The sequence below is a fragment of the Mesorhizobium dulcispinae genome (assembly GCF_033977345.1).
GTDB classification, from domain to species: Bacteria; Pseudomonadota; Alphaproteobacteria; order Rhizobiales; family Rhizobiaceae; genus Mesorhizobium; species Mesorhizobium dulcispinae.
The window spans coordinates 47,494-60,554 of record NZ_JAVIIY010000001.1 but is presented as its reverse complement, the minus strand read 5'-3'; the positions used below and the strand labels follow the sequence as shown (position 1 = coordinate 60,554).

General features: G+C 65.9%; 7 protein-coding genes. All 7 read left to right on the top strand.

The annotated features are described in order from the left end of the window. Nucleotides 1–237 precede the first annotated feature (237 nt). The 7 genes from tagH (at nucleotide 238) to RFN30_RS00205 (ending at nucleotide 13,059) form a co-directional block, all read left to right on the top strand. On the top strand, nucleotides 238–1,317 hold the full coding sequence (tagH, locus tag RFN30_RS00235) for a type VI secretion system-associated FHA domain protein TagH (protein ID WP_320260134.1): 1,080 nt from the start codon (nucleotides 238–240) through the stop codon (nucleotides 1,315–1,317). Nucleotides 1,318–1,606: 289 nt separating this feature from the next. Beyond that, the gene (gene tssL, locus RFN30_RS00230; RefSeq protein ID WP_320260133.1) at nucleotides 1,607–3,097 is read left to right on the top strand and encodes a type VI secretion system protein TssL, long form; all 1,491 of its coding nucleotides are present in this window, start codon (nucleotides 1,607–1,609) and stop codon (nucleotides 3,095–3,097) included. Nucleotides 3,098–3,122: 25 nt separating this feature from the next. After that, nucleotides 3,123–6,653, top strand: coding sequence for a type VI secretion system membrane subunit TssM (gene tssM / locus RFN30_RS00225; RefSeq protein ID WP_320260132.1), 3,531 nt, complete (start codon nucleotides 3,123–3,125; stop codon nucleotides 6,651–6,653). A gap of 135 nt (nucleotides 6,654–6,788) precedes the next feature. After that, a complete protein-coding gene (locus tag RFN30_RS00220; RefSeq protein ID WP_320260131.1) occupies nucleotides 6,789–7,559 on the top strand; it encodes a PP2C family protein-serine/threonine phosphatase in 771 nt (256 codons plus the stop codon). 5 nt (nucleotides 7,560–7,564) lie between these two features. Continuing rightward, complete coding sequence (locus tag RFN30_RS00215) at nucleotides 7,565–10,120, top strand: serine/threonine-protein kinase (protein ID WP_320260130.1); 2,556 nt, start codon at nucleotides 7,565–7,567, stop codon at nucleotides 10,118–10,120. A 102-nt stretch (nucleotides 10,121–10,222) separates the two neighbouring features. Beyond that, the gene (locus RFN30_RS00210) at nucleotides 10,223–10,633 is read left to right on the top strand and encodes a DUF1036 domain-containing protein (RefSeq protein ID WP_320260129.1); all 411 of its coding nucleotides are present in this window, start codon (nucleotides 10,223–10,225) and stop codon (nucleotides 10,631–10,633) included. Beyond that, a complete protein-coding gene (locus RFN30_RS00205; protein ID WP_320260128.1) occupies nucleotides 10,630–13,059 on the top strand; it encodes a M23 family metallopeptidase in 2,430 nt (809 codons plus the stop codon). Before RFN30_RS00210 ends, RFN30_RS00205 begins: the two co-directional genes overlap by 4 nt. Nucleotides 13,060–13,061: the final 2 nt, after the last annotated feature.

Here is a 13,061-nt window from a genome sequence, read left to right as displayed (position 1 = left end):
TTCGGGAACGTTTCGAACTCACCGCACCGGACCACTCCAGCCTAGCACATGTTTGGTGGCGGCCAAACAACAGCGACGGCTAAACAGCGCCCATGCGCCGGTGTGAAACGCTCCTCTCCCGCCGCTCCCGCAAGCTGCTAGAATGCTGGAGCAATTCCGGGAAAAGCAGGTAGCGGTTCTCCCGTCCGGAATTGCGAGAGACAAGTGTTTATTTACCAAGTTCGGCGACGCTTCCGGATGTTCATCTCGCTGCAGATCAGCAATGTCGACAAACTGCCCGCCGGCAGCTCGACGAGCTATGCCGCCCGCGACCGCAGCTTCGAGATCGGCCGCGAGAATTGCGACTGGACGCTCTCCGATCCGCAAAAGTTCATCTCGGGGCGGCACTGCGAGGTCCGCTACCAGGCGGGCGGCTTCTGGCTCTACGACATCTCGCGCAACGGCACCTTCGTCAACGGCTCCAGCCAGCGCCTGGCCGGGCCGCACCGGCTGGCCCATGGCGACCGGGTGCTGATCGGGCGCTATGTCATCGCCGTGTCGATCGACGAGGAACGGCCAGCGACCGGCCATCCGCAAAGCCGGGCCGGGTCGACGCAACGCGAGCTGCCGCCGTCGACGGGCAGGCCGCTGGAGTTGGGCAACGAGCCGTTCTTCAGCCGGGCGGAGCAGCGGCCCGGACAGGGAGCGGCATCGACGTCTTCGGCGTTGCAGCAGCCGGCACCGGGCGCGTCGGTTGGCCGCGCCGCGGACGCCGACAGGCTGTTGCGGGACATCGCGAAGGCGGCCGGCATTTCGCCGGACCTGCTTCGGTCGCGCGATCCGCAGGAAGTGGCCGCCGAGATCGGCGCCGTGCTCAGAACCACGGTCGAGCAATTGTCGCTGCTGCTCAAGGCGCGCGCGGCGGCCAAGGTGCTGGCCAAAAGCGCAAACCGCACGATGATCGGCGCCGAGAACAACAACCCGCTGAAATTCGTTCCGGGCACCGACGACATACTGGAGATCATGTTCGCGAAACGCAGGGCCGGCTATCTCGACGCCGCGCACAGCGTCGAGGACGCCTTCCGGGACCTCAAGACGCATGAACTCGCCACTTACGCCGCCATGCAGGCCGCGCTCTCCAAGCTGCTCGACGACCTGTCGCCCGAGGCGATTGCCAGGAAACTTCCGCCGGCCTCCTTCTCTTCCAAGAAAAGCCAGGCCTGGGATGCCCTCGTCGCCACCTGGCGGACGATGGAGGAGAAGCACGAAAACGGCATGCTCGATGTCTTCCTCGCCTATTTCAGCGAAGCCTACGCCAAGGCCAGCAAGCAGAAGTAGCCAAACAGGCCAGCCGAGCCAGGCGCTATGTGACGGGTCTCACAGAAGAAAGCGCCGCTTCGAGCATCCTGCTTTCCGATTTCAATTGGGTGCTTGGGCGACTAGGATAGCTCTCGGAAGCTTGCCTGGCGGGCAAAGCGGCGTGGCTTGGGGCGTGTGCAGCAATGTCATGTTTCGGCGAGATGAGCCTTTCCATCCGGCCCGCTGCCAAATCTCGGCATGAAAAGCGCGTAGCCGGCTTCTTTCCTTGCCGAGGAAAGGTTCGCTGCACCTCGACGGTGGACCGCCGATGAGCTCGAAGGACGATCCCTCCGCGCCGGCGGGCAAGACCGTCATCCGGGCGCCGCGGCCAAGACAACGCTCGCCCGCGGCTGCTCAGGGCGCCTCTCCAGCTGCCGTCGGGCCGGCGCTCAGGGAATCGACGGTGTTCGACCCCGGCATCGGCCGGCAGATGCCGACCGGCTGGTCGACCGGGACCATGGTCGTTCAAGGCGCGGCTCCGGCGGCCGCAGCGTCGACGCCCGCGCTGCAGCAGGAGATCCTGCTTAACGCCACGGATGGCGTGAAATACGCCGCGGCAAATCCAATTCTGGCAGTCGCAGCACCCCTGCTGATGCTGTTCGGCCAGTTGCGGCTGATGCCGGTCGAGCGGCAAGCCGCGCCCCTTGCGGAGCACATCGCCGAAGCGATCGACACGTTCGAGCGGGAGATGGCGAGAGCCGGCATTGCCGAAGAGGATGGCAGAATCGCGAAATTCGCGCTTTGCGAGACCGCCGACGACCTCGTCGGCAACCTGCCGTGGCCGAAGGACGACGCCTGGAGCGGGCACAGCCTGGTAACGCGGTTCTTTCACACCAAGCCAACCGGCGCCGGTTTCTATGAGGCGCTGAACAAGGTTCTGGGCCGTCCGGAGGGCCATCACGACCTATTGGAACTCATGCATGCCTGCCTGTCGCTCGGGTTCGAGGGCCAATATCGCGGACGGGCCGGCGAACGGGACGCTCTCGAACGCGTCCGCCGCGACGTCTACGACACGCTCCGCTACTTCAGGCCGCGCCCCGAGGACGACATCTCGCCCCATTGGCAAGGCATGGCGGCGACGCTGTCAAAGCCCAGCGCGCGGTTGCCGCTTTGGGCGGTCGCGGCCGCCGCCGCGACGCTGGTGACGGCGGCGTTCTTCGGGTTGCGGGTTTTGATCACCGACGAAGGCGACGTGACCGCCGGCGAATTGCTGGCGCTCAACCCTTCGACGCCGGTCACCATCGAGCGCGCAAGCGTGGCGCCACTCGCCGAGCCCGCGGAAGTCGCCCCGCCACCGGTCGTTCCCGCCACCACCCAGATAGACCGCATCAGCACAGCTTTGGCCAAGGAGATCGCCGGCGGCGGGCTGACGGTCGGCACGAAGGGCAACTTCATCGTGGTGGAGCTCAACAATCAGCTGCTCTTCGCGCCCGGGCAGGCGGAGCTGAAACCGGAATTCCAGCCCGTAGCGGCAGACATCGCCACGGCTCTGAATAGCGAGCCCGGACCGATCCGGATTGTCGGCCACACCGACAATGTGAAGCCGAAGAAGTCGAGCCAGTTCAAATCCAATTTCGATCTTTCCGTTGCCCGCGCCAAAGCCGTCCAGGCAATGATGGCCGCGCAATTGAAAGACCCGTCGCGGGTAACGGTCGACGGCAAGGGCGAGGACGAACCGATCGCCGATAACGCGACAGCGGACGGCCGCGCGAAAAACCGCCGCGTCGACGTGATGATCCCGAAGGAGGAGACGTTGTGAGCGGGCGCGGCGGGGAGCGGCACTGATGCGCTGGGTGCTGCGGCTATTCAGCCTCACCGCGCTTGCCGGTTTCTCGGCGGCGGTCTGGTATGCCGGGCCGCTGATCCGCTTTGCCGATACTCGTCCGCTTGGACCGGTCTGGCTCAGGGCGACGATCATCGGCGTGAGCGTCGCCCTGCTCGCGCTCTTCTACGGCGTCAGCTTCTGGCAAGGACGCAAGGCGCAGAAGGCGCTCGAAGCGGCCATCACGCGCAGCGACGACCGTAACGACGATTCACAGGTGCTCGAAGCGCGCATGGGCGAGGCCATTGCGACGCTGAGGCGGTCGAGTGGCAGGCGCAACTTCCTCTATGAGATCCCCTGGTACATCATCATCGGCCCGCCTGGAGCCGGCAAGACGACGGCGCTGGTCAATTCAGGGCTGAAGTTTCCGCTCGCGGGTTCCGGCAACGCCCAGCCGGTGGCCGGCGTCGGCGGCACGCGGTCCTGCGACTGGTGGTTCACCGACGATGCCGTGCTGATCGACACGGCCGGCCGCTATACGACGCAGGAGTCGGACCGCGAGCGCGACAAGGCGAGCTGGCTCGCCTTCCTCGGACTGCTCAAGAAATACCGCACCAGGCAGCCGATCAACGGCGTGATCCTCGCCATCAGCCTTGCCGATCTCATCGGCTTCGACGACCAGCAGCTCGACGCGCATGTCACCGAAATAAGAAGCCGGCTGCGGGAGCTGCACGAGACGCTGAAGATCCAGTTCCCGGTCTACCTGCTCTTCACCAAGGCCGACCTCGTCGCCGGCTTCATGGATTATTTCGGCGATTTCGACGAAGCCCGCCGGCGCAAGGTGTGGGGGGCGACCTTCCAGACCATGGACCGCAACAGGAACATGGTCGGCGAGGCTGCGGCCGAGTTCGACGCGCTGGCCAGGCAACTGGCGGACGAGATCGCCGACCGGCTGCAGGACGAGACCGACCCGGTGGCGCGCATCGCGATCTTCGGCTTTCCGGCGCAGTTCGCCGCGCTGAGAACGCGCATCGTGCGTTTCGTCACCAGCTTGTTCGACCCGTCCCGAAGCCAGGTCAACGTCAGCCTGCGCGGGCTCTATTTTTCGTCAGGCACGCAGGAAGGAACGCCCATCGACCAGGTGCTGGGCGCGATCGGCCGCAGTTTCGGCGGCGCTTCGCAGGCGCATCTTTCCGGCACCGGCAAAAGCTTCTTCCTGCACGATCTTCTGGCAAAGGTGATCTTCCCGGAGGCAGGCTGGGTCTCCTTCGACCGGGCCGCGGAGCGGTGCGACAGGCTCGCCCGATTTGGCGGCCTCGCCGCGATCGCGCTGGCGACTCTGGCGGCGCTCGGCATGCTCGGCCTCAGCTTCTCGGCCAACAAGTCGCTGATCGCCTCGACACGCCAGGCGATGGCGCAGTATCGCGACAGCGCGGATTCCCTGCTCAAGAGCACGACGGTGACGGATGTCGATCTCGAGAACGTCATCGGCCCGCTCGACCAGCTGCGCAACCTGCCGGCTGGATATGAAAGCGCCGGCCAAACGAAGCCGGTCGAGGAAAGCTTTGGGCTCAGCCAGCGCGAGAGACTTCTGTCGGCCTCCAAAACCGCCTACCGGCAGGCGCTGGAGCGGAGCTTCCGCTCCCGTCTCCTGGTCCAGGCGGAGCGGACGATCCAGGCCAAGATGGCCGATCCGATCGCGCTCTACGAACCGCTGAAGATCTATCTGATGCTGGGCGGCAAGGCGCCGAAGGTCGACGACGAGCTGGTCGTTTCCTGGATGAGGCAGGACTGGGAGGAAAACCGCTACCCGGGCGAAAACAACCGCGAAGGCCGCGCGCAGCTCGAAAAGCATCTGCGCGCCATGCTCACGCTCGATGATGCCTATGACCCGGTGTTCGAGCTCAACCAGCCGCTGGTCGAGGCAGCGCAACGCTCGCTCGGACGCATGAGCCTTGCCGACCGCGCATCGGCGCTGATCCGATCGGCGGTCTACGCCGCAAGGCTCCAGGACTTTTCCGTAGCCGCGAACGCCGGTCCGGAAGCGCAGCTGCTGTTCGAACGCATGGATGGCAGCGAGCTCTCCGAGCTTGACGTTCCCGGCCTCTACACCCGGGCCGGCTTCAATACCTTCTACCTGCCGCAGCTCTCGCGCATCGCGCAGATGCTGGTCGACGATCAATGGGTTCTCGGCGGCGGCGGCGAGCAGGGCGGCATCGACCAAGACCTGCCCAGGCTGGGCCCCGAGCTCATCGACCGCTACGGCAAGGAATTCGCTTCCGCCTGGAACGGCGCGCTCGACCAATTGAAGTTGAAGGCGATGCTGAAGGACAAGCCGCAATATATCGCGCTTTCCGCCGCAGCCTCGCCGGACTCGCCGCTGGACCGGCTGTTCACGGCGATCGCCGATGAAACGGCGTTGACGAAGGACAGCACCGCCTCCGCAGGCGAGCCCGGCGCGGCGCAGCAGGACCCGGCTGTTACGGCCAAGGGCCTGGCCCGCATCGGCCTGCAGATCGCCGGCGGCAAGTCGCAAAGCCGCGCGGGGGCAAGCTCGTCCGCCGCGCAGAACGCCGGCGCCACCGTGGAAGCGCAATTCAGGCCATTCCAGGCGCTGGTGAGCGGTTCCAGCGGGCGCCGTCCGCTCGATGCGCTGACGCAGAACTTCCATGATATCTACCAAAGCGTGAAGCTGGCGGTGGATGTCCCCGCGCAGACGGAGCGCGTCAACGCCAACCTGAAGCTGCAGATTTCGACGATGCGCGCCAATGCCTCGCGCCTGCCCAAGCCGCTCGCGCGCATGGTCGACGCGGCGGCGGACGAATTCGAAGGCAATGTCGCCGAGACCTCCGTCGCCAACCTCAACCAGACGCTCGACGAGACGGTCACGCGCCCCTGCGAGGAAGCTGTCAACGGCCACTATCCCTTCGCCGGGAACAGCACGGAGGACATCTCCATGGCCGACTTCGCCAAGCTGTTCGCGCCGGGCGGCCTGATGGACCGGTTCTTCGCGCAGAACCTGGCGCCGCTGATCGACATGACGGGGCAGGACTGGGCCTGGAAGCCGAATGCGCGCGCCGGCCGCGACCTCGCCAGGTCGACATTGAAGGCGTTCCAGTCGGCTGCGGAAATCCGCAGCGCCTTCTTTCCTTCAGGCGGTTCGACACCATTGGTCTCAATCACCTTCACCCCCACCTCGCTGAACAGCGAGGCCGACAGCGCGGTGCTCGATGTCGACGGGCAGACGGTGCAGAGCGCGCAGGCCGGCAACGCGCCGAGCACGGTGACATGGCCGAGCGGAGCCGCCTCCGGGTCCGCCAGCCTCAGCCTGACGCCGGAAATGCCGGGCCGCGAATCCGTCCTCAAATTCGAGGGGCCGTGGGCATTGAAGCGCCTCATGGACAAGGCGACCGTCTCCGGCGACGCCAGCGGCGCCGAGGCGCGCTTCGTGATCGGCGGACGCGACGTCGCCTACAAGATGGAGACCGGCTCGGCCGCCAATCCCTTGCTCCTCCCGGCGCTGTCGGGGTTCAGCTGTCCGAAGGCGTTTTGACATGGCAGCGCTTCAGAGCATCGCCGGCGCCAGCCTTCATTTCGGTACTCTAATGTATGCGCTTGTGGCAAAGTGGCCTGGGCACGCGGCCCACGGTTCGTCACAGAGGACGCTCGCGAAGCGCTTGGTGGCAAATTGAGCACTGTCGCCCTTCCCATCGAGAGCTTCGGCGTGAGCCACAAGGGTTGTGTGCGGGACCACAACGAGGACAATTACCTGGTCGAGCCGCGGACCGGCCTTTGGGTGGTGGCCGACGGAATGGGCGGCCATGAGGCCGGCGAGGTCGCTTCGGCCAGCATCGTCGATCACCTGGCAACGATCGGCATCGCAAGCTCGGCGCCGGACCTTCGCGCCCGCTTCGAGGACCGGCTGAGCCGCGCCAATGCCGAAATCCGCAACATATCGCGGTCGCGCGGCATCACTATCGGCTCCACCTTCGCGGCCCTGCTCGCGATGGACGGGCGGTTTGCGGGCCTGTGGGCCGGCGACAGCCGCATCTATCTGGTGCGAGGCGGCGCGATCTCGCAGATTTCCAGGGACCATACCGAGGTCCAGGAGCTTCTCGACCGCGGCATGATCAGCGCGGAAGAAGCGCTCACCTGGCCGCGCCGCAATGTTATCACCCATGCCGTCGGGGTCAGCGACGAGCTCGAGATCGATTTTCAGCAAGGCGAGCTGATGCCTGGCGATGTGTTCGTCTTGAGCACCGACGGGCTGACCGCGCATGTCAGCGACGCCGAGATCGAAGCCGCGGTCAAATCAGGGTCGCCGCAAATGGCATGCGAGAAGCTGCTGGAGACGGTGCTGGCGCGCGGCGGAACGGACAATGTCACCATCGTGATGGTCAGCGTCGGCGGCGGGCGCAACGGACCACTCCGTGCGGAGCGGTCCAGGGCGGAAGGCTGAAATAGATGAGCGACGACGACAAGACGCGGATTTCGCCCAACCTCGCATACACCGGCGTCGGCACGCAGCTCAGCGGCATTTACGAACTCGACGAGCGGATCGCGTCCGGCGGCATGGGCGAGGTCTATCGCGGCCACAACATCCAGACCGGCGATCATGTGGCGATCAAGATCGTGCTGCCGGAGTTCGCCCGCGACCAGACGATCCTGTCCCTATTCCGCAAGGAGGCGTCGATCCTCAACCATTTGTCGCATGACGCGGTGGTGCGATACCACGTCTTCACCATCGATCCGGGGATCGGCCGTCCGTACCTGGCGATGGAGTTCGTGGACGGCCAGTCGCTGTTCGACGTCATGCGGCGCGGTCCGATGTCGCCGCCGGATGTGCGCAGGCTTTGCCATCGGCTCGCCTCCGGCTTGAGCGCGGTGCATCAGGCCGGCGCGGTCCACCGCGACCTCTCGCCCGACAACATCATCCTGCCGGGCGGCCGGGTCGAGCGCGCCAAGATCATCGACTTCGGCATCGCGCGCTCGGCGAATGTCGGCGGCGAGACGCTGATCGGCGGAAAGTTCGCCGGCAAATACAACTACGTTTCTCCCGAACAGCTCGGCCTCTATGGCGGCGAAGTCAGCGAGCAGTCGGACATCTACAGCCTAGGACTTGTGCTGGCCGCGGCCCTGCGCGGAAAGCCGCTCGACATGAGCGGCTCGCAATATGAGGTCATCGAGAAGCGCCGGACCGTGCCGGACCTGTCGGACATCGACCCCGATTTCCGCTCTCTCATCGAAGCGATGCTGCAGCCGGATCCGCAAGACCGGCCGGCCAGCATGGCCGAGATCGCCAGGGCAACGCGCGACGACGATCTCGACGCGACCTTGCCGCCGCCCGGGTCGTTTGCTCCGCGCGAGCGCTCTGGCTTGCCGCGCGCCGGCTGGACCGCGCTGCCGAACTCCAGCCCCCAGCCTTCGACGGTTCCCGGCGAACCACGTTTCGTTCCGCATGTGCGGCCGGCGCATCTGTCGCAGCCGCGGCCCTCGCAAGCGGCCGCCCCGGCCAGCGCGCCTATGCGACCTGCTGAACGAAAACCTTCGCGGATCCCAGCCATCGCCGGCGGCGTCGCGGTGCTGGCAGTCCTGGCGGGGGCTGGCGTCTATTTCAGCGGCGCCCTGACCACTCCGCCTGCCGTGGAAAAACCCGAGCCTCTCACGCCGAAGCCGACGGCAAAACCCGTGGCGGAAGCACCTAAGCCGGTGGCGGAGGCATCAAAGCCTCCGCCAGAAGCGCCAAAACCTCAGCCGCCGGCGCCAGCCGAGCCGCAGCCGGCCGCGCCGAAAGCTGACAGCTCGGCCACCGTTGAGCCGGCAAAGCCTGCCCTGCCGGCTCCGCCGCGACCGCAGGACAAGACCGTCCAAAAGCAGGCCGAAGCTGCGACAGTGCAGAAAACGGAACCGACACCGCCTGCCCTTCAGCCGCAAAGCCCGACCAACAACCAGGCCTCGCAGCCCACAGTGGCCGAACCGATCCAGCCGCCGATCGAGAAGTCGCCCGCTCCCACGCCGAAGGCGACGGAAAACCTGAAGCCGGCTCAACCAGCCAACGAGTCGCCAACGGCCAAAGCGTTGGGATCGAGCCAGACGGAAGCGCGGAACACGCCGGCGCCGGAACCGCCGGCGACCAAACCCAGCGCATCGGACCTCGTCGAGGCTCTGTCCAAGTTGCCCAAGCCGAAGACCCCTTCGCCCCCGAAAAGCCAGGCACCGGCGCCACCTCAGCCGACGGTGCCTGAAGCGGCCAGCCAGCCGGCAACGCCAAACGCGTCGTCACAACCGGCACCGCTGCCGCAGCCACAGCCTGCGACCAAGCAGAATACGGACGTCGCCATCAACCTGCCCAAGCCGCAGGTTCCGCCGCCGGCAAAAGAGCCCGACGAACTGACGCAGCGCGCTTCCTGGGTGCGCGACTTCAGCGGCGGCGACTGTTTCTACGCAACGCTGACGTCGGCGACGGACAGCGCCGCGGCGATCGAAGGTTTTGGAACCGCCGTGCAGCCGTTCGAGCGGTTGCTCAACGATTTCCAGTCCAGGTTCCACCTCGAGCCGGACATCAGCGTGCGCCTCATCGATCCGCAGCAATGCGAGGTGACCAGTTTCCTGCGCTTTCTCGACCGGAGCGGGGCCGAGCGGCCGCAACTCGTTCTCGACCGGACCTCCGTGCCGGACGGCTCACCGATCAGCGGCACCTTGGCGACCCGCGGCGGGCTGATTTCCAACGTGATGCTGATCGACCACAAGGGCATCGCCTTCAACCTCGACGACCGTATGGTCGCGCAGCCGGACAAGGCGACGTTCAGCATCCCGATCGGTCTCGCCGCCGCCGACAAGGCGGCCGGCAAGGCCTTGCCGCAGATCATGCTGGCGATCACCGGGCCGCAGGATATCCAGGCCGCAATGTTCTCGCGCCCTACGCCGGCCTCGGAGCTGTTGCCCAAGATCCTCGAGGAGATCGAGGCCGACGGTTCCCAATTCTCCGCCACGGCCAAGTATTTCCGGCTTGGCGGATAAGCACGGACGCCGATGGAACTCCGCTACCCGCGTTCTTCCTCTCCGTCACCGCCATGCAAGAAGCCTGGCCGGGTTCGAATTTGGGCTAACCCGACCCGCCGGATGAAGCTAGCCGCTCTGCTTGGCGGGGTACTGCTCTCGATCCTTAGCGTCGGCAGGGCCCATGCCGAATTCACCGTCTGCAACCAGACGCTCGACGTCGTCAACCTCGCCGTCGGACAGAAGGTCGACGATGCCGACCAGACCGACGGCTGGTGGACCATCGGTGCCAACCAATGCGTCAACGTCATCCGAGAGGAGCTGGCCAACCGGTATATCTACATCTACGCCACGGATGTCTTCGGCCATGCGATCCTCGCCGGATCGACTGAGATGTGCGTCGACCGGCGCCGCTTCTCGATCCGCGGCATCGACGAGTGCTGGCAGCGCGGCCATATAGCGGCGCGCTTCGTCGAGGTCGATACGCAGGAGCAGGTGCGCTGGACCTATTTCCTGACCGGAACCAGCCCGTGACGCACAGCATCGACACGAGCTTCAAGTTGAAGAAGCAGGCGCGCCTGGCCGAGCGCCGGCGCAAGCTCTGGCGCTGGGTCCTTTCCGGCGTTGCCACGCTCGCCGTCGTTTCGGCCGCGACCGGTTTCTACCTCACCAGGGACTACTGGTCGTTCGGCGACGAGGACGAGGAACTGCATCCGGTCGAGGGCATGGAGGACGTACCGCCCGACGCTTCGGTCTATGTGCCGGCCATCATCGACCTTGCCGGCGATCCGATGTGGATCACGCTGGCGCCCGACGCCGATACCGCAACGAAGGGCAAGACCGTCGCGCGTCCCGCCGAGCTCGACAGTTCCGGCGCCTCGCCGCAAATCGAAATCCTCTCCGACGTCATGCTCAGCGCTAGCGAGAAGTTCATGACGACGATCCCGTCGACGCAGGAGGATTTCGCCTTCTTCCAGGCGCAGCGGCAGGCTGCCCCGAAGCTTTCGGCGACGACGCCTGACGATAAGGAAACGGCCCCGTCCGCGCCGCCCGCCCCGGCTGCAGCCGACGACCAGCAAGGCGATCTCGAGAACGACCTCCAGCCGGCGTCGGACGAGAGCGAAGCGCCTGCGGGTTCCGCGCCCAAGGCGGATGCCGGCGACCCGGAAGCCGGCTGGGGCGAGACCGTCGATCAGGGCGAAGCCGCCCTTCCCGCCTTCAAGAAGACCGAGATCGAGAACAACACGACCGTCGCCACCGTCACCAGCGAGTATCAGCGCTTCGAAGCGACAGGGGACACGTTCGTAAAAATCCTCAACGACCGCAGCCTGGACAGCGTCGTCGCCGACGCGCATTTCTCCGCCGACGACGCGAAACTGGCGGCCGAAGCGCTGAAGGCGCTGTTCAACCGCGACGGGCTGGAATCGGGCTATGTGGTGGCCATGCGCGGTTTCAGACCGAACCGCGAGACGACAACCATGTCGCTCATGCAGGTCTCGATCTACGCCAGGAACGTCTATGTCGGCACGCTGACGCGCAGTGCGGCGGGCGCCTTCGTGTCGGGCGTCGACCCCTGGGTGCGCGAGGACCTGTTCAACTATTCCGGCGCTTCCGACCAAGGCGGACCCAAGCGGCAGTACCGCCTGCTCGACGCGATCTATTCGACGGCAGCGCGCAACAAGGTTCCGACCAGCGTGATCGGCGAGGCGATCATGTATCTGTCGCGCGGGCAGGATCTCGACGCCTTCGCCAGCGAGGACCAGCGGCTGGTGCTGATCTACTCGCAGACGCCGCGCGGCCAGGGCGAGATCTCCGGGCGGGTGCTCTATGTCGGCGTCCAGGGTACACAGAAGAGCCTCGACTGTTTCGTCTTCCAGCAGAGCGACGGGCAATATGCATGCGTCACCGGCAATGACGAGGTTCGTTCGCTGAGCGTGACCAACGGCATGGTCACGCCGGTCAGCGGGGTCATGACTTCCACCTTCGGCCCGCGCAAGCACCCGATCCTGGGCACAGTTCGTATCCACAAGGGCGTCGACTGGGCAGCCCCTGTCGGCACCCCAATCATGGCCGCCTTCGACGGCGAGATCAGCTTCCAGGGCGACGGCGGCGGCTATGGCAATCTGGTGAAGATCACGCATGCCAACGGGCGTGAGACGCGCTACGCGCATATGCAAAAATTCGCCATCGCAAACGGCGTCGGCACCAAGGTGAAGGCCGGCGACGTCATCGGCTATATCGGCACCACGGGACTTTCGACCGGTCCGCATCTGCATTTCGAGCTCTACCAGAACGGCGAGGCGATCGATCCGCTGGGGACGGTCACCACGGTTGCCGCCTATGCTTCCGGTGGTTCTGGCGGTTCCGGCGACGCCGCGGTCGAGACGCTGACTGACCGCATCGTGCATGTCGAAAGCGGCGGCAGCGCGCGGGCCAAGAACCCGCTGTCCTCGGCGACGGGCGCCGGACAATTCATCACCAAGACGTGGATCCGGATGATGAACACCTACCGGCCCGATCTCGCCCGCTCGCTGTCGACCGCCGACCTGCTGGCGCTTCGCTACGACGCCACGCTGTCGCGCGAGATGGTGCGCAACCTTGCGCGCGAGGGCGAAGCCTATCTTCGCGCCCGCGGCCACCAGATCACCGCCGGGCGGCTCTATCTCTGCCATTTCCTGGGCATGGAAGGCGCGGCCCAGGTGCTGGGGGCGCCGGGCTCGGCGCAACTGAATGCCGTGCTCGGATCAGCCGTGATCCAGGCCAATCCGTTCCTCACCGGCAAGACCACCAGCTACGTCATCGACTGGGCCGAGCGGAAGATGGGGCAGAGGGTGACCCGCGTGGCGTCCGATCAGAACCAGCAGACGACCACGACCCAGATCCGGCAGACATCGCCGGAATTCGAGAAATACAAGCAGGCCGTCACGGCCCTCATAAGTTCGATCCAGACGACCCTTTGAAC

Excerpts from the sequence above, each read along its gene's own strand:
- RFN30_RS00210 (WP_320260129.1), top strand. The coding sequence starts at position 10,223 with ATGAAGCTAGCCGCTCTGCTTGGCGGGGTACTGCTCTCGATCCTTAGC.
- tagH (WP_320260134.1), top strand. The coding sequence starts at position 238 with ATGTTCATCTCGCTGCAGATCAGCAATGTCGACAAACTGCCCGCCGGC.
- tssM (WP_320260132.1), top strand. The coding sequence starts at position 3,123 with ATGCGCTGGGTGCTGCGGCTATTCAGCCTCACCGCGCTTGCCGGTTTC.
- RFN30_RS00215 (WP_320260130.1), top strand. The coding sequence starts at position 7,565 with ATGAGCGACGACGACAAGACGCGGATTTCGCCCAACCTCGCATACACC.
- tssL (WP_320260133.1), top strand. The coding sequence starts at position 1,607 with ATGAGCTCGAAGGACGATCCCTCCGCGCCGGCGGGCAAGACCGTCATC.